At 54.5% G+C, this 19,877-nt stretch carries 16 protein-coding genes and 1 other RNA gene; 5 read left to right on the top strand and 12 right to left on the bottom strand.

What is annotated here, in order from left to right:
* Positions 1-3: 3 nt before the first annotated feature.
* From MKZ35_RS01520 to MKZ35_RS01510, 3 genes are all read right to left on the bottom strand, one after another.
* A complete protein-coding gene (locus MKZ35_RS01520; protein WP_482511464.1) occupies positions 4-2,178 on the bottom strand; it encodes an outer membrane beta-barrel protein in 2,175 nt (724 codons plus the stop codon).
* Positions 2,121-2,471 (bottom strand): carboxypeptidase-like regulatory domain-containing protein, encoded by a 351-nt coding sequence (locus MKZ35_RS01515; RefSeq protein WP_482511463.1) that lies wholly within the window; start codon positions 2,469-2,471, stop codon positions 2,121-2,123. Before MKZ35_RS01515 ends, MKZ35_RS01520 begins: the two co-directional genes overlap by 58 nt.
* A 166-nt stretch (positions 2,472-2,637) precedes the next feature.
* Positions 2,638-3,138, bottom strand: a complete 501-nt coding sequence (locus MKZ35_RS01510) for a MarR family winged helix-turn-helix transcriptional regulator (RefSeq protein ID WP_482511462.1) — start codon at positions 3,136-3,138, stop codon at positions 2,638-2,640.
* Between the two features lie 210 nt (positions 3,139-3,348).
* On the opposite strand from MKZ35_RS01510, the gene MKZ35_RS01505 reads away from it, so the two are divergent.
* Positions 3,349-5,406 carry a carboxy terminal-processing peptidase gene (locus MKZ35_RS01505; RefSeq protein WP_482511461.1) on the top strand — a complete coding sequence of 686 codons (2,058 nt, stop codon included), beginning with the start codon at positions 3,349-3,351 and terminating at the stop codon, positions 5,404-5,406.
* A 342-nt stretch (positions 5,407-5,748) separates the two neighbouring features.
* On the opposite strand, the gene MKZ35_RS01500 is transcribed toward MKZ35_RS01505, so the two are convergent.
* The 6 genes from MKZ35_RS01500 to MKZ35_RS01475 all read right to left on the bottom strand — a co-directional run bounded on the left by MKZ35_RS01500 (position 5,749) and on the right by MKZ35_RS01475 (position 10,735).
* A complete protein-coding gene (locus MKZ35_RS01500) occupies positions 5,749-6,639 on the bottom strand; it encodes a DUF4097 family beta strand repeat-containing protein (RefSeq protein WP_482511460.1) in 891 nt (296 codons plus the stop codon).
* Positions 6,636-7,508 carry a DUF4097 family beta strand repeat-containing protein gene (locus MKZ35_RS01495; RefSeq protein WP_482511459.1) on the bottom strand — a complete coding sequence of 291 codons (873 nt, stop codon included), beginning with the start codon at positions 7,506-7,508 and terminating at the stop codon, positions 6,636-6,638. Before MKZ35_RS01495 ends, MKZ35_RS01500 begins: the two co-directional genes overlap by 4 nt.
* A complete protein-coding gene (locus tag MKZ35_RS01490; protein WP_482511458.1) occupies positions 7,456-8,385 on the bottom strand; it encodes a HEAT repeat domain-containing protein in 930 nt (309 codons plus the stop codon). The genes MKZ35_RS01495 and MKZ35_RS01490 overlap by 53 nt, the downstream gene beginning before the upstream one ends.
* Positions 8,375-8,899 carry an RNA polymerase sigma factor gene (locus tag MKZ35_RS01485; protein ID WP_482512245.1) on the bottom strand — a complete coding sequence of 175 codons (525 nt, stop codon included), beginning with the start codon at positions 8,897-8,899 and terminating at the stop codon, positions 8,375-8,377. Before MKZ35_RS01485 ends, MKZ35_RS01490 begins: the two co-directional genes overlap by 11 nt.
* Positions 8,900-9,254: 355 nt before the next feature.
* Complete coding sequence (locus tag MKZ35_RS01480; RefSeq protein ID WP_482511457.1) at positions 9,255-10,463, bottom strand: sensor histidine kinase; 1,209 nt, start codon at positions 10,461-10,463, stop codon at positions 9,255-9,257.
* Entirely contained in the window at positions 10,460-10,735 is a 276-nt protein-coding gene (locus MKZ35_RS01475) for a hypothetical protein (RefSeq protein ID WP_482511456.1), read from the bottom strand. Before MKZ35_RS01475 ends, MKZ35_RS01480 begins: the two co-directional genes overlap by 4 nt.
* 338 nt (positions 10,736-11,073) lie before the next feature.
* Here MKZ35_RS01475 and MKZ35_RS01470 point away from each other — a divergent pair, with 338 nt between their 5' ends.
* From MKZ35_RS01470 to MKZ35_RS01455, 4 genes are all read left to right on the top strand, one after another.
* Entirely contained in the window at positions 11,074-13,305 is a 2,232-nt protein-coding gene (locus tag MKZ35_RS01470; protein WP_482511455.1) for a sensor histidine kinase, read from the top strand.
* On the top strand, positions 13,302-13,691 hold the full coding sequence (locus tag MKZ35_RS01465) for a response regulator (protein ID WP_482511454.1): 390 nt from the start codon (positions 13,302-13,304) through the stop codon (positions 13,689-13,691). The genes MKZ35_RS01470 and MKZ35_RS01465 overlap by 4 nt, the downstream gene beginning before the upstream one ends.
* A 10-nt stretch (positions 13,692-13,701) precedes the next feature.
* Positions 13,702-14,748 carry an adenylate/guanylate cyclase domain-containing protein gene (locus tag MKZ35_RS01460; RefSeq protein WP_482511453.1) on the top strand — a complete coding sequence of 349 codons (1,047 nt, stop codon included), beginning with the start codon at positions 13,702-13,704 and terminating at the stop codon, positions 14,746-14,748.
* A gap of 542 nt (positions 14,749-15,290) precedes the next feature.
* Complete coding sequence (locus MKZ35_RS01455; protein WP_482511452.1) at positions 15,291-16,073, top strand: hypothetical protein; 783 nt, start codon at positions 15,291-15,293, stop codon at positions 16,071-16,073.
* Between the two features lie 297 nt (positions 16,074-16,370).
* Here the strand turns inward: MKZ35_RS01455 and ssrA are convergent.
* The 3 genes from ssrA to MKZ35_RS01440 all read right to left on the bottom strand — a co-directional run bounded on the left by ssrA (position 16,371) and on the right by MKZ35_RS01440 (position 19,850).
* Positions 16,371-16,731: a transfer-messenger RNA gene (ssrA, locus tag MKZ35_RS01450) on the bottom strand.
* A gap of 231 nt (positions 16,732-16,962) precedes the next feature.
* Positions 16,963-18,906 (bottom strand): prolyl oligopeptidase family serine peptidase, encoded by a 1,944-nt coding sequence (locus tag MKZ35_RS01445; protein ID WP_482511451.1) that lies wholly within the window; start codon positions 18,904-18,906, stop codon positions 16,963-16,965.
* Positions 18,837-19,850: an IS701 family transposase gene (locus tag MKZ35_RS01440; protein WP_482511450.1), complete on the bottom strand. Its 1,014-nt coding sequence runs from the start codon at positions 19,848-19,850 to the stop codon at positions 18,837-18,839. The genes MKZ35_RS01445 and MKZ35_RS01440 overlap by 70 nt, the downstream gene beginning before the upstream one ends.
* Positions 19,851-19,877: the final 27 nt, after the last annotated feature.

The raw sequence follows: 19,877 nt of genomic DNA, 5'->3' as shown, positions 1-19,877 counted from the left end.
ATGTTAAGACCCGCCGGCCCGGCGCTTCTCATCCTCGGCGCCACCTTGGCGGCGACGCGTGGGGGTCAGTTTGTCGTTGCCAAACCGATAGGTGAAGGAGAGCGTGGCCACGCGCGAATCCTGGCGCTGGTAGAAGCGCTCCACGTAGTTATCGTAGGTAGAGGTAGCGCGCACTTTACGGGTGTAAAACAGGTCGGTTACGTTCAGCTTGATATTACCCTTGCGCTCCCACACCGATTTCTGGACGCCCAGCGAAACTTGCCCATTGGGCTGCACGTGCAGAAACCCATACTGCTCGCCCGACTGAAAGCTGGTGTTCAGTTCGGCCCCCCAGCCCTTCTCAAAAGTGAAGGTGCTGTTGCTGGTGATGTTAAACGCCGGCCGACCTTTATTAAGCGACGTACCGGCCAAATCGCCGACAAAGCGGCTGTAATAGAACACGGCATTGTTGTAGATCTGCCACCATTTCTTAACTTCCAAAGGAGCCGTCAGCGTCAGGGCGTAGTAATCCTGGCGGCTCAGGTTCACGCTGGTTGATACAACCGTCGAGTCCGTTTCGGGCTGCACCACGCCGATGATGGGCTGGTCGGTGCGGCTATAGCTGAGGGTGCTGGTAGATTTTTGCTTGAACGTGTGCGACAACTCCATGTTGTAGCTGGTTTCAGGCAGCAGATTGGGGTTGCCCGCTCCCGAAGTAGTCGGATTTATAATAATCCGGAAGGGGTTAAGCTGGTTGTACGAAGGCCGGTTGATGCGCCGGCTCAGGGTCAGATTCACCTCATGCTTGTCGCTGATGGTACGCTTTATCGCCGCGCTGGGAAAGAGCTGGGCATAGTTGCGGCGGAACGAGCTGTCGCCCACCACCTGGCGGCCGATGGCTTTAGTTTGCTCCACCCGCAATCCGGCCTGCAAGCTGGTTTTTGCCAACGTCCGATTCAGATTTAGGTAAGCAGCACCAATATTTTCCTCGTACTTAAAGCGGTTGGTACGATTGAGGTCAATCGTCGTGACGCTGCCCCCGGTATTCTGAAATATTACGTCGTTATCCGAAGTCACCCGGCTGATCTTCGCCCCCACTTCGAGCCGCGTTTTGCGGGGCAGCGGCTGCGTATAATCTGCTTTAGCCGACATGATGGCTAAATCGCCTTCCTGGTCACCCACGAGCAAATTGCTGACACGCTCCCGCAGCAAGTACTCCGTGCGCTGCCCCTGCAAGCGGTCCAAGGTATAGCGGGCGTAGTCCACATCAGCCGTCAGCTCGCCGCTGTTTGCCGAGTCAGCAAAGGTGTGCTTGAAGTTCAGGTTAGCCGTGCCATTTGCCGACCGAAAATCGCGGTCGGTGTTAGCGTTATACACATCAGCCAGCGCGCCGGTGCCTTCAGAAACAGTCGTGTTGTTGAGTGCCAGACCGGGGCTTTTATTAGCAAGCCCGCTGAACGCTGTCCCTACTACCGTCCGTTCCGAGAGGGTATAGTCAAAGCCTACCCGCCCGCTGTGCGACTTCGAGTGATTGACCCCGCGGTTCTGCTGTTCGCTGCTGCCAATGAGCTGCTGGCTACCGGTGTCATTATTGAAAAAATCGCGCTGGATATCCAGCTTGCCAATGCCTTCGCGGTTTGAGTAGGTGTAGCTGCCAAACGTATTCAAGCCTTTACGACGGTTGTTCAGCGAAAAGCCCCCCGTAGACTTATCGTACTGGCTACGGCCGTAGCTGGCATTCACGGAGCCGTTGGTGCCCTGGCGCTGGTCTTTTTTGAGGTTGATGGCAATGATGCCCGCGCCGCCCTGCGCGTCGTACTTGGCGGGTGGGTTGGTGATGAGCTCAATGCTTTTCAGCTGGTTGGCGGGCAACGCGCGCAGATAGTCGGCCAGCTCCGAGCCGGTCATGGGCTGGCGCTTGCCATCAATCAGCACCAATACGCCCTGACGGCCGCGCAAAGCCAGGTTGTCGCTGCCGTCCACGGTTACGCCGGGTGCGCGGCCCAGTACATCCAGCGTCGTATTGCCGGCGGCCAGCGCCGAGCCCTCCACGTTCACCACGGTACGGTCGGCGAGGCGCTCGTACAGCGGTTTTTGCCCGATCACTGTTACTTCCTTCAGGGCCGTAGCCTGGCTCGACTTCAACACCAAAGCGGGCAGCGTGTAGTTGTCGGCCGCCACCTCAAACGGCCCCGCCACGCCCGCACAAACCCGACCTGGGCCGCCGACACCAAATAGCGTCCCTGCGCTGCCTGCTCGAAGCGAAAAGCCCCCTGCGCATCGCTAAACTCGGTTTTGACCATAGCAGAGTCGGCGGCACGATGCAGCGTGACGGTGGCGTATTCTATGGCTGCCCCCGCCGTTTCGCTACGTACGGTGCCACTCACCCGGCTCTGCGCCGGGGCGCTGAAGCCAGCCAGTAAGCTTGGCAGAAGAAGTTGAAAAACGCGCTTTGTAGCCGGTAAATGCCGAAAAAGAAGGAAGGATAGCATGGCTATAGGGAGAAAAGTATGGGCACAATGAGGAGCGTGACCATTTTGGCCACGGTACTGACAAGCAATAGTTTGGGGTGGGCTTACAAAGAAGCCGGGGGCAAAACGGCCTAGCAGGCAGGCGGCGGACGATAACTTGCAACCATAAAAAACGCCTCTAATGTGCTTAAGAACTCTTTACAGCAGGCAAGGGCTTGTCAGCAGCGGGTGATAGTTGAGTTGCTTCCGCAAGTGCTTCCTGAGGAGGTAAGCAATTCGTATAGACGCGCTCCAAGCCCTGCCGCATCTGGTCCAGGGTGGCTTCGCTTAGGCCTTCCAGTGCAGTAGCGCGGTTGCTCAGCACCACTGGCTGCACGGCCACCAGCGTGTCGTGGCCCGCCGCGGTTACCCGCAGCCGGGTGCGCCGACCATCGTTGGGCAACGGCTCGGACCTTAGCAGGCCCCGCTTCAGCAGCAGGGCAATAATGCGGGCCACTGATGCCTGATCCTTGAAAATCCGGTCGGCTATGTCGGCTTGGGTTAAATCGTTGTGCTCTTCAATCACGCGCAGCACCAGCCACTGGTCTACGGTGATGTTGATACCGGCCCGATCAATGTTGGCTTGCGCAAACTTGCGGTACTGGCGGATGGCCCGGTCGAGAGAGTAAAAGAGGATTTCGCTTAGCATCACGAAAGATTTCGTACTACAGACTATGACATATCATTGAAGTTGCACACAACCGAAATAATTTTCCGCATCGGAACAACCTGCCTACTATGATTCCATCTTTATCCTATTCCGGCTCCATATATGTTGTAGCTGAATTCTTCGTATCTTATTGCTAGGTGTCCTGATCGGCTTTTCACCCTGCTTTTCTCCGTTTTTACTCGCTCCGCCATGCTTTCCTCCCGCGCTATTGCTACCTACGGCACCGTTCTGCTCCTCGGTATTTCTGGTTTAACGGCCTTCAACTCGCCGCCTTCGTGGCTAAGGTCGAGCAGCGTGCAGGCGGAGAATCCGAAGGATGAGGTGTTGTTGAAAACGCTGGTGCAGGGTTTAAGCGAAGCACATTACCAGCCTCTGCCCGTCGACGACAAGTTCTCGCAACGGGTGTTTGAGCTGTATCTGAAGCGCCTGGATTCAGGTCATCGCTTCCTGCTACAAGCCGATGCGCAGCAGCTTCGCAAGTATCAGAATGCGCTCGATGATGAGTTGAAGCAAGGCGACCATCCATTTCTGGACCTGAGCACCAAACTGATTGAGCAGCGCATCGCGGAAACCCAAACGATGTACCGCGAGCTGCTGGCCACGCCGTTCGATTTGACCATAGCCGAATCGTTTGAAACCGACCCCGACAAGCTCGACTACCCTGCCGACGCCGCCGCGCGCCGCGATTACTGGCACCGGCTGCTCAAATATCAAACGCTGGTGCAGGTGTCAGAAATGATGGACGAGCAAGCTAAAAAAGCCGAAAAACCCTTAGCTTCTAAGCAAGCTGGCCCCATAACCAAGCGCACTGCGGCCGAGCTGGAAGTGGATGCCCGCAAGCGCGTACTGAAATACTATGACGAGTGGTTCAGCGACATAAAGCAAACCGACGCGGCTGACCGCCTGGCGCTCTATGCCTCTGCTCTCACAAACGCCTACGACCCGCACACCGAATATTTTGCCCCCCAGGACAAAGACAACTTTGATATTGCGCTCACGGGCCGCCTTGAAGGCACCGGGGCTTTACTCAATGAGAAAGATGGCCAGATTTCGGTGGCGGATATAGTGCCGGGCAGCGCGGCCTACCGGCAGGGCGAGCTCAAAACCGGCGACATCATCCTGCGGGTGGGGCAAGGCGATGCGGAGCCGGTGGACATAAGCGGCATGCGCCGGGATAAAGTGGTGAAGCTGATTCGGGGCAAGAAAGGCACGGAAGTGCGCCTGACAGTGCGCAAGCCCGATGCCAGCACCCACGTTATCAGCATCATCCGCGACGTAGTCATTATCGAGGACACCTATGCGCAGTCGGCGGTGGTGAATGAAGGCGGGCGCAAAATCGGCTATATTTTTCTGCCCAGCTTTTATGCCGATTTCAACCACAACGGCGGCCGCAGCTCGGCCAACGATGTAAAGAACGAATTAGAAAAGCTGAAGAAAGCGGGGGTGCAGGGCGTCGTGCTCGATCTGCGCTTCAACGGGGGCGGCTCCTTGCAGGATGCGGTAGAAATGGCGGGCTTATTCGTGAAAAACGGCCCGATGGTACAGATAAAAAGCCGGCAGCGCCCCGCCCAGATTATTGGCGACCCCGACAATGAGGTGCAGTACGAAGGCCCGCTGGTAGTGCTGGTAAACAAGTACAGCGCTTCCGCTTCCGAGATTCTGGCCGCCGCTATCCAGGATTATCAGCGGGGACTTATTCTGGGCAACACCACCTACGGCAAAGGCACCGTGCAGCAGATGTTCGACTTAGACCAGGTGCTGCCGGCCACCTTCGACAACCTGAAGCCTTTTGGCTCACTCAAGCTGACGGTGCAGAAGTACTACCGCATCAATGGCGGCTCCACGCAGTTCAAAGGCGTGATACCGGATGTAGTGGTGCCGGATGCCTACAGCACGCTCGGCGACGGGGAAAAAGATACCGAGTATCCATTGCCTTGGGACGAAATTGCGCCTGCTCCTTATAAGACGTGGGCGGGGGCTGCTTCCCTGCCGCAGCTGGTAGCCGCTAGTAATAACCGCGTGGCCACCAGTCCAGGCTTAAAACTCATTACGGAATCAGTACAGCGGATGCAAAAGCGCAAGAACGACACCAAGGTTTCCCTGAATCTGGCGGGCTACCGGGCCGAGCAGGAACTGACGCGCGCCGCTTCCAAAAAGTACACGGAGTCGCAAAAGCTGCTGCCGGCCCTGGAAATTGCCCCCTCAACCTCAAGGCCTCTACGGCCACTACTGTCGACACCACGTTGACCAACCGTGCTGCTCGTTTTGTGAAGCCGCTGCGTAAGGATCTGGCCCTACGCGAAGCCGTAGCAGTAATCAAGGATGCGCTCTAGGGTCGTTTTTTAATATTGAAGCTGTTCAGGAAGTGGCTGAAATTAGGCAGTCCGTCATGCTGAGCTTGCCGAAGCATCTCTCCCGCTTCATTGAACTGCCTAAACGAAGCGGGAGAGATGCTTCGGCAAGCTCAGCATGTCGTTCTTTTGACTTCCTAAACAGCTTCATTTTTTACTATGTCATCCTTGATCTGACGGCCGATTATCGTTCAACGACGAGACGCAAGATTTTGCGTTTCTACATCTGACAACCTCTCTACTTCGCCTTGCGGATGTACAGGTTGCCGTTTAGCGACTTCATCATCACCTCGGCACCGCCACCGTTGATCTTGCCGTAGCTCCAATCGTCGGTGCTGACGCGGTAGGTGCCGCCCTGAGCTGTCCGATTGACTTTCGGAGCGCTTTTCTCCGTGGCTAGATCGAAGTCGCTATAAATCTCGCCGAAGTCCGACTTCATCTTGAAGGCCGCTTTGGCGTTGGCTGGGAAGGTCACGTCAACTTTGCCATTCACGGTAGAAAAGGCCATGGGCGCGCCGCTGGTCACGTTTTTGAAAGTCGCCACCACAGAGCCATTCACCGTATTGGCCACCGCCGAACCCGATACCTGCCTGAGCTGCACGCTCCCATTCACGTTGCTGACTTCCAGCTCTCCACTCACGTTTTCCACTATAATGTCGCCGTCCTGCACCGTGCCGATTTTCAGCGAAAACTGCTGCGGAACTTTGATAACCAAGTCGATAGGCTGCTGCCAGGAGTTGGTCTTGATATAGACCTTATTGTCTCTTTCCTCGGCGGTCAGATCGAAGCTGGGGTTGCGGTCAATGCGGCGCATGCCGGAAGTATTCTCGCCTGAGGAAGTGCCTCTGCTGCGTTGTTCGCTGCGGGCCGAAGCTTCGATCACGACGTCTTTTCCGTTGTAGCCCATCACGCTGATGGAGCCACCAACCAGTTTCACGCTCAGCATTCCGGGCTTGCCGGGCGAGGTCAGAGCCACGACTACCTGCTCTTTTATCTGCTCTTTCACCTGCTCCTTGGTTTTCTCCCGGGTTTGGGCCAGAAGCGGCAGTGAGGAGCTCAGGAGTAGTGCTAACAGACTGGCTTGGAGGGTTTGGCGAAGGCGGGATTGATTATGCAAAGGAGATTTCATTGGGGTTGCTGTTTGATGGTCACGTCGCCGTTGAGGGTTTCGAAACGGAAGTCCTTTCCACCCTTGCCCAGCCGTACTGCTGTGTCCTTGGTTAATTTGTATTTGGTACCGCTGCCGGTACTTTGCTTATTTTGAGTGACTTGAACCGGCAGGGTTTCTACCTCGGGAAAGTCCGTGAACAGCTCGCCGTGCATACTTTTGAAATGCACATCTGCCGAGAGGTTGGCGGGGTACGTCACTTTGATATCCCCATTGATGGTGTTGTAGGATGAGGCTTCAGGTGGACTGGCCAGGTAAATAGCTTCCACGTTGCCGTTTACGGTGCGTGCTTTCGTGGTGCCCCTCACATTTTTGAGCGTTACGGCCCCATTCACGTTGTAGGCCCGCAATGAGCCGCTGACATCCTGCACCATCACCTCGCCATCGTTTACTGTCGAGACGTGCACATGCATTTGCGAGGGCACTTTCACTACATAATCGATGGTGGCTTTGTAGTCGATTTCGTGGTTATTGTTGCGGTTGTTATTGCGGTTGGGGCGCGAGTCGTAAGGCTCGGCGATGTAGGCGATGACGCTGTCGCCGCGCTGCTCAAAGCCCAGCTTCACCTCTTTTACGCCCTGCTCTATGGTTTTACCATCGGGGCCAGTGATGGTTTTGGTGGCTTCTATGACCACTTTATTGCCGCTGTAGCCCTGCACGCGCACCGAGCCGAAGATGTTGTACACGGCCAGTGTGCTGCGAGATGCGTCGCTGGTGAGCGTAAACTCTTTGTTAATCTTTTCCGTGTTTTCACGGTTTTGGGCCCAAAGCTGGCAGCTAGACAATAGCACCAGCAGACCAGTCAGGCTGGGGAGAAAGGAACGTTTCATCGTAGTCGGTTGAAGTTGAGGGCGCGGCTGGCTGGCCCGTGGACAAGGTTTTGATGCTTTCTTTGATTTTATCTTTCACCGTCTGGTTCAGGTCAGGCTGCTGGAGCAGGCGGCGCAGAGGCTGCACCGACCGCTTTTCCTGGAGCTGCACCATCACATCGGCCAGAGCCGACTGCACCAGCGGCGACTCCTGCCGCGGCAGCGACTGCACCAGCCCCATCCGAACTTTCGGCTCATTGGCCAGCTCGGCTAAGGCTTCCAGCGTGGCGAGGCGCACGTTCACGTTATCGTCGTGGTTGAGGGTGCTGAGCAGAGCGTCAATCACGCGGTCGTTGGGGCCGCTTATTTCCTTGGTGTAGCTCACGGCCCGCAGCCGCTCACTGGCCGAAGGGTTTTTGATGAGCGACAGCAGCATCACCTGGCGCATTTGCTCTACCTGCGTGGTCAGCGTCGCGAGTTGCTGCTGCTCAGGTGTGGCCGTTTTTTTATTATTCAGCCAATACCCACCTACCAGCCCAATAGCCAGCAAGCTGAGGCCATACGCCAGCCGCACCGCGTGCTGGGGCACCAACAACCCTTGCAGCCATTCAAAAAAGCCCCCGAGCGGCTTAGCCGACGCCGCTGGCATGGTTTCTTTATAGGAAGCGAGCATGGCATAGAACTCGGGGCGCAGGTTTTCGCTCGGCTCCGGCACAGGCATGCTGCCCAGCATCTGCCACATCTGCTGCATGGCTTGCAGCTCTTCCTGGCACTCGGGGCATTTGGCTACGTGAGTTTCCAAAGCAAACCGTTCGGCATCCGGCAGCTGGTGGTTCAGGTAGTCGGGTAATTGTTCTTTTATGTGGTCGCAGTTCATGGCCTTCCCGTCAGTTTTCAATTCGCAGATAGATTGTCTGCAACTCATTCATTGCCCGGTGCACCCGCACCTTCACGGCCCCTTCGGTCGTGTTCATCACGCGGGCTATTTCCTCGTATTTCAATTCCTGGAAACGGCTCAGCACCAGCACCTCGCGGTTTTCGGCACTTAGCCGGGCCAGGGCGCAGTGCAGGGTAGCTACTTCCTGCTCGCGCTGTAATTGCTCATCAGCTCCTATCCCACCCCCGATTTTCTCCGCATAATCAGCCACGTCGGAGTGCCGAACCGCGTGCCGATTCTTCTTCACATGGTCGGCCAGCACGTTGCGGGCCAAGTGATACATCCAGGTTCTGAACTCCCCGTCGCCAGTGAAGGTGTGACGGTATTTCAGCATCCGGTAGAACACCGTTTGCACCAGGTCTTCGCTGGCATCGGCCTGGCCCAGCATGTGATACAGAAAGCCGAACAGCTTGCGGTGGTAGCGCTCAAAGAGCAACCCCATCCGGTCCACGTCTCCGGCCTTCACCCGAAGCATGAGCGCATTGTCTGTGAGCGAGTTCAACCGGGAGGAGGTAGTTTTTGGGCTTATTTTGATGTGGACACCGCGCCAACTCGCGAAGGTTACAGGAAGCCATCAACTTTATTTTTAAAAAGCCCCCAAGCTGGTTTATCCGACTTTAAAGCGCAGATAAACCAGCTTGGGGGCTTTTTTCACGTAGGATAATTCCCTACCATTTAGTGTTGTTTTCTGAAACGATGTAGAGACGCGATACTTCGCGTCTCCGCGTTAGCTCTGCTGACCTTCGGTTGTTTAGTTGACACGCTGTCGGTCGTTCAGCGCGGAGACGCGAAGTGTCGCGTCTCTACAGCTTAACTGCTGGGGGGCTTTTTTAGGCGCGCGCCGCGGGCAGCCACACCGTAAACTCGCTATACTCCCCAAATTCTGAGTTCACCGTGAGGGTGCCGCCGTGGCCTTTGGTGACAATGTCGTAGCTGAGCGAGAGGCCTAGTCCCGTGCCTTCGCCCGGCGGCTTAGTGGTGAAAAAGGGGTGAAAGATCCTGTCAATCACATCCAGCGGGATGCCGGTGCCATTGTCGCGCACCCGCAGCAACACGCCATTCACCGCCCGCTGCGTACTCACCGACACGGTTGGCTTATAAGTGCCGGGCGGCAGTTGGGAGGCTTTTTTATGAATAGCGTAAAAAGCATTCGTGAACAAATTCAGCAGCACCCGGCTGATATCCTCGACTACCACGGTTACAGGCCTTAGTTGCAGGTTGAAATCGGTGGTGAGGGTGGCGTTGAAGTCTTTGTGCTTGGCGCGCAGGCCGTGGTAGGCCAGGCGCAGGTACTCATCGGCCAATGCGTTCAGATCCGTGGGCTGCCGCTCGCCCCGACTAGCGCGCGAATGCAGGAGCATACCCCGCACGATATTGCCGGCGCGGTCGGCGTGCTCATTTACCTTCTTCTGGCTTTGGGCCAGATCATCCAGCAGCAGCGTTATCATAACCTTGCGCTTCTCCGAAATGGGCTCGCGGTCCAGCTCCTGGCGCAGCTCTTCCACCAGCTCCATCCCTACCTCCGAGAAGTTATCGACGAAGTTGAGCGGGTTCTGAATCTCGTGGGCAATGCCGGCGGTGAGGGCGCCCAGGGAGGCTAGCTTTTCCTGCTGCACGAGTTGGGCCTGCGTGTTCTGCAAATGCTCCAGCGACTGGCCCAGGGTTTCATTTTTCTGGCTAAGCATCTGTTCCTGCCGAAAGTTTTCGGCGCGGAAGTAGTACACCACAAAAAACAGCGTCATGAAAAACAGCACCACATTGGCATTGTAGAAGTAGGTACTATCCTTCACATACAGAAAGGGTTGCACATATTGCATGGCGTAACGCACCGCAAAATAGGCGGCTACATTAAGCGAAAACAGCATGAGTATTTTCCAGAACCTGCGGAAGAACAGCATGGCTACAATGCTGTTGGAAATCAGGTAATACTCGACGCCATCGTACCTGCGGGCAATGGCAATAAAGGAGCACAACGCCGTGACAATCAGGATACAGTAATACGCGGAGATGTTATAGCGCCGATAGTAATTGAGAATCAAGGGGGCAAATTCAGGAACACGCCCGCCAGGCAGATCCGAAACGTCAGCCAGTCCGGCGAGTTGAAGAACACGGCAACGTAGCCGGCATAGATGGTAATGGTAATAGCGCTAATTCCATTCAGCAGCCGCACCCGCTTCCCTTGCCATTCAGTAAGTCCCTCGTGGATACCTATATTGATGATGCGCTTCCACAGCTCCTTGAAGGGCGAAGCCACCTTAGCCAGAAGTCCAGCCGAAATACCATCCCCAGCCGACTTGTGAAGTGTGAGCATAACAGAACTAACTGACTAAGAGTAGAACAGCGCGGGTGTTACTGAAATGACAAGCGCATTTGGCTATCGTTGCTTGTGGAGAGAAACAGGTATGCCGATTGGCTAAGAATAAGTAATTTAGTTGAAACGGATTCATTTATAATTGTTCCGTTTATAATCATACTATATTTAGTAGTCATAATATTGACTCTGAGACTTTAAGCAGGATGAATGATGTATCTGCTTAGGCCGTTGCACTTATGCCCAACTAAAGCATAAGCATTCTATCATACTACGAGCATAACCAGCTGTTGTAGCTGGAATTTCTCGCCACCGCATCAGAAGCAATACTGCCTATTATGCACTGCTACCTGCCCATAAAAGCTCTGTTGCTGCTGGTACTGGTTTGTGTCCTACGGGCAGGAATAGCACAACCGAGCACTACCGAGGCGGTCTATTTCGATAAAATGCCCCCCAATGGCATTGTGCTTGACAAGGGCTGGAAATTCCAAGCTGGCGACGATGAGCAATGGGCTAAGCTGGAAACGGACGACCGGAGCTGGCAACCGATCAACCCGACTCTCCCGCCCCGGCGGCTCCCGCAGGTGCAGCAGGCGGGATTTGGCTGGCTGCGGCTGCGCTTTCGGGTAAGCCCCGAGCTTCAGCGCCAAGCCCTGATACTGAGCATTTCCCAATACGCCGCCTCGGAGGTCTACCTGAATGGCAAACTGCTGCGTCAGTACGGAGTAGTTAGCTCTATCCCCGTGCTGGTAAAAGCCTATTGGCCCAACCGGGAGCCTATCGAGTTACCCCTTGCTGATGAGGGCGAACAGGTATTGGCCGTTCGGGTTGCTCATTGGGCACCCTTCTCCTCTTTCAACGATTTTTTTGTTCCTACTTTCTTTCAGGCACGCCTGGCCGGACTAGCGCAGATCGAGGAGAATTTTCAGTTGGAGTCCAAATATAAAGTGGCCGACATGCTCCTTTTTGGGGCGCTGCTCCTGCTTAGCACGCTGCATGTCGCGTTCTATGTATATAACCCCAATCAGCGGGCTAATTTTTACTTCGCGCTATATACCATGGCTGAAGCCAGCGCCTTTTTCTGTACTGGTTTTCTGGATGATATCGGCGCGCATGGGCTACGGCTTGGAATGGATATCGTATCCTACGCGAGTCTGCAGATAGGGAGCGTGTTGGCCGTTCGGGCGCTCTACAGCTTCTTTTACATGCGAGTGGGGGGCATTTACTATGGCCTCTGGATAGCTAATATTTTCAGCCTGTTACTCTTGATGTTTTGTCAGGGGCTGAGCTGGTATCCTACTGTCGGCTTTATGCTGCTTGTTACGGCGGAGCAGCTGCGTATTACGCTGGGCGCCCTTCGGCAGGCCAAACGGGCTGCGGGCATTATCGCTCTGGGCTTTGGCATCGCCTTCGTGCTTCTGTTGACGTTTGCTTTGCTGTCTATACTCCAGTCAGAAATTCTTCGGCAGGAGGTGCTGGGTATTCCGGTGCATACCATGCTTACGTTCGCCGCTTTTTTGTGTCCCGTGCTGGCTATTTCACTGTTCCTGGCCTGCCGATTTGCCCTGGACAGTCGTCTGCTCATGATTAAGCTGGCCCAGGTACGCCGGCTTTCGGCCCAGGCTACGGCCCAACAGGAGGAAAAGCAGCAATTGCTGGCGCAGCAGAATGAGCTGCTGGAACAGCAGGTGCAGCAGCGCACAGCCGATTTGCAGCAAACCCTGAGCAACCTGCAAGCCATGCAGCAGCAGCTGATTCAAAGCGAGAAAATGGCCTCGCTGGGCGAGCTGACAGCCGGCATCGCCCACGAGATTCAGAACCCCTTAAACTTCGTCAACAACTTTGCCGAGGTAGGAGTAGATCTATTGACGGAGCTAACAGCCGGCCCCTTGCTCAGCTTGCCTGATAAGGAGCGAAAATCGGCCGCAGAGCTGGTTGATGACCTATCGCAAAACCTTGAGAAGATAACCTACCATGGCAAGCGGGCCGACAGCATTGTGAAAGGCATGCTGGAGCATTCGCGCGCGAGTCGGGGGGAGCGGCAGCCCACGGATCTGAACGCCTTGGCCGACGAGTACCTGCGCCTGGCCTACCACGGCCTGCGCGCCAAGCACAAAGACTTCAACGCCACCCTCACCACCGATTTTGACAAGAATCTGGGCCTCGTAGAGCTTGTGCCGCAGGAAATAGGCCGAGTACTGCTCAACCTGATCAACAACGCTTTTTATGCCGTTCAGCAGCGGCAAAGGCTAGAACAGGCAGGCTACCGGCCCGAGGTGTGCGTGGCCACCAAGCGCCTGCCCAATGAGCAGGTAGGCGTCTGGGTGAAGGACAATGGTATGGGAATACCAGATGTTATCCGCCAAAAAATATTCCACCCCTTTTTCACTACCAAGCCCCCCGGCGAGGGAACCGGTTTGGGCCTCTCGCTCAGCTACGACATCATCACCAAAGGCCACAGCGGTACCCTCACGGTTGCGACGAAGCCGGGAGAGTACACGGAGTTTGCAGTATCCCTGCCCATAAGCCAGGAGCACGTACAGACACAAACGCTAAGTTATTCCACATGAGAAAGATCCTGGTTGTCGATGATGAGGCTGACGTACAACTGCTGTTTGAGCAGCGCTTTCGGCGGGAAATCCGGGAGGGAATATTTTCGTTTTCTTTCGCTTTTTCCGGCGAGGAAGCCTTATCGTATTTGGAACAGGAACCGCATTACTCGGAAGTAGTGCTGATTTTGTCCGACATTAACATGCCGGGCATGAGTGGCCTGGAGCTGCTTCGCCACATTAAGAAAGATCATCCTGATCCGCCTCCCTCGGTGATGATGATTACCGCTTATGCCGATGCCGAGAGCTACGACACGGCTATGAAGCTGGGGGCCAATGATTTTTTATCAAAGCCGCTTGATTTTGCTACGTTAAGGCAAAAACTACTTCTTTTGGATAATACCTGAAAGTCACGCTATGAAGACTAAGATACTGGTGGTAGACGATGAGGCTGATTTAGAGCTGCTTATCAAGCAGAAGTTTCGACGCAAGATTCGCGAAGGCACGTATGAGTTTCGGTTTGCCCACGATGGGCAGCAGGCGCTGGATAAGCTCAGGGAGCAGCCCGATGTCGATATTGTGCTCTCCGATATCAATATGCCCGTGATGGATGGGCTGACCCTGCTCACCAAGCTGCCGGAGGTAAATCCGATCCTTAAAACCGTGATAGTTTCGGCCTATGGCGATATGCAGAACATCCGTACGGCCATGAACCGCGGCGCCTTCGACTTTGTGTGCAAACCCGTCGATTTTGCTGACCTGGAAGTGACGCTGGAGAAGACGATCGGGCAGGTAAAGCAACTGCGCGAGACGCTTCGGGCTATTCAGGAAAACAACATCCTGAAAATGTACGTGGACGAAACGGTCATCAACTTTATGGCCCGCCCCGGCCTGGAAAACCGCCTGATGGCCAGCGAAAGTATTGAGGCCACGGTGGTTTTTATTGATATCTGCGGCTTCACTGCGCTGGGCGAGAAGCTCCAGGCCGATGCGTTGGTGCGCTTGCTGAATATGTACTTCGATCAGATGGTGAAGGAAATCATTACCCAAGGCGGCTACATCGACAAGTTTATGGGCGACGCCGTAATGGCCGTATTCCGGGGCACCTTTCACCTCGACCGCGCCATCGATGCGGTGCTCTCGGTGCGGACCTTGCTCCAAACCAACTCGGAGCCCCTCCCCGATGGCATCACATACCGGCCCGATGTAGCCATCGGCATCAGCACGGGAGAAGTCGTATCGGGCAATATCGGTTCGGCCTCGCTGAAGCGCCTGGATTATACCGTCATCGGCGATGTTGTGAATCTGGGCCAACGCTTGCAGTCAGTAGCGCAGCCAGGGCAGATTCTCATTACGGAGGCTACCTATCAAAAGGTGAAAGAGTCGTTTCAATGCCAGCCCGTGCAGGAATTCACGCTTAAGAACAAGGCTCTGCCCGTGATGACGTATGAGGTGGTGTCGTAGGCGGACCAGCCTGGGGGGCATTTTTCTTGGTTATCCTGTGCGGCTTCAAACAAATGGGCCTCCGAGGTCGGAGGTTTTTGTAGAGCTATAAGCACTATAACTTAGTGCTATTACAGGCGGAAAACACTGTGAAGGAAAGTAGTAAAGAACCCCTAGGACATTATGTTGGGCGAATATGGTCATTTTGCCTTTCCAATGGCATATTTATAACTGGTATTAGGTTTGTTCAAACATATTCAGTAGTTATAGCGTTACATAATCAAAAATCATCGGCTATATTTGTTGCCCTGATTAAAATCATAGCTTCAGCAACCCATACTACTTCATCATGGAAACGTTAGCTATTGTCGTTAGCATTGTTGCGCTACTTGCTTCTGCTGCAACGGTATCGGTGTCGGCCATTAACATGGCAAAGCATCCACATCAGAAGATAGAGCCTAAATAGCTCCGCATAATTGACCTCTTCTTGGTACGCAAGAACAAATACTTAAATGAAAGCCTGGCCTAATGGCCAGGCTTTTTGTTGTTAAACTCTATCTGCAATGATAAAATCTACTGCATCTGTACTAGGATTTCTATTTTTCCTGTCAGTTGCTTATTACTTATCCTTCTGGAGCAACTTTGATATAAATGTGTTTCAATACATGGCTGTAGAAGATATAATAAAAGGTATTGCATACCCTTTACGCTACGCAGGAGTCTGGATATTATCAATATTTTGTTTCCTGATTTTATTAACTATAGCAGTGGTTTTAGCAGTAAATAAAACCTTTAAACTTTCTTCAAATACAAAGAAATTGGTGACGTTTTTAAGTATTATTACACCATTATTACTTGTATTTTTTTGTCAATTTCCAGAAAACATATTCGTCGGCATGTCCCTATCTATTGTTGCTTCATTCTTAATTATAATCCTGTATCTAATATTTCAATTTCACCTTAAAGATGAGACGGAAAGGAACGGTGATTTCCTTATTCAAAAAACAGCCAATATATTTTTTCTTTACAGCGCTATCTTATTAACCATAAATTCAGTCGTTTCCGGCCAGATTGAGGCAGCTAGAATTCGATCAGGCAAAGAATATAATTATGTAATGACTGAAGATATGAAGGAAAAGGTTGCGACTAGTAAACCATTTCTCATCTTCTTAGGCGCTGTAAGCGAGAAGTATTTATTCATTGACAGAGAAGGAAACGAGCGGTTCCTTTTAGACAAATCGGAATTACCTAGCCTAAAGGTGCATCACTACGATGCAGGAGATATGGCGACAGTCAGACATCTGAATACTTGTTTAAAAAGGAGCCTAGCACAACCTAGAATGTAGTAGTGTAACCACACAAAAAAAGCCCCCGAAACCGGAGGGCTTTTTTTATGTGGAGCTGCAGGGATTCGCCTGGCTTGTTTCCGCTAGTTTCCTAACGGCGTGGACTATCTCTTCTTCTCCCAGCAACGGGAGAAGGCGGACGCTCTAGCCGGTAATTAAGGACGCTCTAGTCCCCCGGTAGTCTCTGCACCTTCCGGCCGTGTACGGCCGGCTTGGCTCAGGATTGGCATATCGGCTGCAAGCAACCGACGTAGCTTTCCCTGAATTCATCCGCTTTATTACCCAACCGTCACCGGTTGGGAGGTCCGAATCTTGAACCCTGGTCCAGACAAGGAAACCGACGAGCTTTCTACGTGTGTATCTATGCTTGAATTGTCGGGGAAATCCGGGCGCACATCAGGCCTTTGAATTTCCCTTAGATGCAGTTGTTTTCGCCTGAGCATCACACCTCTGCCCAAACTAGCCCTTTACTTACGACGTCCCGTGCTCACCCGTGAAAAGGCGGACGGATGCGGAACGATGGCATTACTTAGTACCTAGACTAAGCAGCCATGGCGTAGCTATACTCGCCATTTACTGTTCGAATGACTTTTTTGCGGGAGATCCATTCAACTCCCGACACGCTTACTCGCGACCTGCACAAGCTGTCAATTCCAGTCAGCCCCAAATTAGAAAGAACGATACCCGCCCCGAAGCGCGGGGTGCGAATGTACGCACAGCATCGGGAAAACGTTGCCGGGGGGCAAATTTGTTCCGCCCGATAGGCCTGGAGATATAGTTACTGATAAGGCCACCCCGTAATCACCGTCGCGGCCACCGCATGAATCTACTGGGCCAGTGCTACGCCCCAACTCATAGTAAGCAGGCTACCTTTTAACTATCAATTGCATCACTTCACTGCCGTGGCTTTGGGCTGAAATGCTGGCGCCCCAGTTTGCCACAGGCCAAAGGCCATCAGGTCGGCAATACTTTCAAACTGCTTCTGCTTGGAGTCGCCGATGCCGTGGCCGGCGGCGTAGTCGGTAAAGAACAGCACGGGCTTGCCGGAGGCGGTGCTGGCTTGCAGGCGCGCCGCGAACTTGGCCGGCTGCCAGGCAATGACGCGCGGGTCGTTCATGCCGGCCGTGACCAGCGTGGCAGGATACTTCGTGGCTGGCTTCAGGTGCAGGTAAGCATCCATTTCCAGCAGGGCTTTGGCTTCATCTTCCTTTTGCATAGTACCAAATTCCGGCACGTTGGCGGGGCCGTTGGGCGAGTTTTCCATGCGCACGGCGTTCAAAATACCCACTTCCGGAATGGCGGCGGCAAATAAGTCCGGGCGCTCCGTCATGGCCCGGCCGATAAGGATGCCACCCGCGCTGCCGCCGTTGATGGCAATTTTTCCGGGGGCGGTGTAGCCATTTTTGTTCAAGTATTCGGCGCAGGCAATCAGGTCTTTCCAGGTATTAGGCTTGGTAGCTTTCTGCCCGGCTTTGTGCCAATCCTCGCCTAGCTCGCCGCCCCCGCGCACGTGCGGGCAGGCCAAAATGCCGCCCTGTTGGGTCCAGAGCAAGAAAGGTGGCAGGAACGAGGGCTCCATTGAGCGGGAATACGCGCCGTAGCCTACCATCAGCGTGGGGGCGGTACCGTCGCGCTTCAAGCCTTTCTTGTATATGACAGAAAGCGGCACCAGCGTGCCGTCGTGGGAGGGCACCATCAGCTCTTCTACCACCAAGTCGGCGTACTCGGGGTACTGTGCCTCCGACGACAGCGGCTCGGGCACAAACTTGTCGCTGGCCACGTCGTAGCGGTAGCGCTTGCGGTCAGCCGTCCAACCGCCCATGGTCACCCACAAATCCGATGACTGAGCATTTTTAGCTACTAGCTCCAGCCGGCCGGCCGTTTGCGGCAGCTTCAGCTCGCGCACCGTTTTCGAATTTTTCGCCACAAAGTAGAGCTTGGCTTGCACGCCGTTGCGGGAGCGCACAAAGTAAAGCCCGTCTTTGGTGGTTTTCAGTTGCTCGTCGAGTATGGCCTCTTCGGGACTTCCGGGCACCAGCACTTCGGCCGTGGCTACGTCGGGCTTGGCGACAGACGTGCGCATTATTTTCTGCCGCGGCGCGTCTTTCGACGTCGTGAAGTAAAGGTACTGGTCGTCGGCAACCACGGCGGTTACTTCCTGCTCCGGCTTGAACAAGGGCTTCCAGGCAATTTTGGCATTTTTCAGCTCAGTCGCCGGCGCGTAGTGGGCCTTCAGATACCGATCTACGGTGTAAAGCACGCCAATAAGGAGCTTGCTGTCTTTGTCGTAGAAAGCAAACGGATATTCCTCGGGCTTAATGGCCAGTTCGGGCGCCGTTTTAGACGAGAACACCGCCTTATCCTGACTTTGTGGGGTACTTACGCGGTGCAGCAGCGACTGGGTATTCAGGCGGGCGGCGCCATCCTGTACGTCGGCGCTGTTGAGGGGCGTGTAGGTATAGCTGGTGTTATCGGGCAGCCATTCGCCAGCCTCAACTAAGGATAGCCGCGCAAGGCGCTCGGGGTACAGCTTTTTAGTTTTCACCTCCATTACTAGCCCTTGCCCTATCTCCGAGCCTTTTTCGCTGATTCCAAAGACCACCTTCGACCCATCAAAGGAAGGAGAAAAGGCATTGATAGTAAACACTTTGCCTTTCTCAAAACTCTCTGGGTCGAAGAGTAGCACTTCTTCTCCTTTGTAGCCATCGCGGCAATAGAGCTTGGGCTGCTGGTCCTGGGGACGGGTTTTTAGATAGATAGGACTTACGCACTTGCGGGGAGCAGGGCAGGAATGAGGGGCTTGGCGAGCAGCTGGCTCAAGTAGGGAGCCCATTGGTGCTGGTGGGCCTGATAAATCGTTTGGGCCGTTGATCGGGCAAACTCGCGCAGGGACACCCACGCCAGGTAGCAGCAGGCCAGATGGTTGCGCTGGGCCTGGGCACGGCGGCACTGGCATTTCTCGGCCCCGGTCAGCTGCTTGAAGCTGCGGTGAAACTCTTCCACCTGCCAGCGGGTGCGGGTGGTGGCCTCGACCAGCGGTTGGGTAAGCGTAAAGGCGAAGTTGTTGGTCACGACCCATTCAATGTCGCCGTTTGGGGCGACCAGCCGGAACAAGCGCACCGCAAACGGCACCTTCTGCAAGCGTACTTCCAAGCCGGTGCTCCACCCACCCGGCGGCGGGGCTACGTCGGCCAGGGACTGGTAGCCCCCCTCTTTGCTGGCACTCACTAACCGGTTGCTTTTCAGGGTCGTGAAAAACGTCCAACCGGCCCGCTGAATCAGCTTCAGGTTGTCGCTGCCGCTGTACCAGGCATCGAACAGGAGCGTGCGGGCCTGAATTTTATTTTCCGCCACGACGTGGGCGAACATGGCCTGGAAATGCTCGTTTTTGGTCAGGCCATCCAGCTCCGGGGCATAGACGCGGTAGTCCAGGGGCAGAAAATCCCCGGCCTGTCCGCTGCTGTGGACCAGGTTAACCAGGCAGATGCCGGTGACCAGGCCATGTTCGTTGCCCGAATACTGGCGTTTGGCTACTTCAATGAAGCGACTGTAGCGCTTGTCCTGCACGCTATCATCGACCAGCAAAAAGGCCTCCGGCGAGTCGTGGAGCAAGGGCAAGACCAACTCGCGCAACTGCGTGGGCGAAAACGAGCTGCGGCGCAGAAATCGGTTCACTTGATCGTGGCTCACCTGCGACAGGTGCTCGGCCAAGTGCGTACACGTATAATTGCGGGGCGTACTAAGCAGGTACTCGATGTAAGTCGCTTGCGTCACCATAAAGCCAGGCTTTTTCTCAAGTTACTA

The organism is Hymenobacter sp. R533113, assembly GCF_056835965.1.
This window is presented reverse-complemented; position numbering and strand designations above follow the sequence as displayed.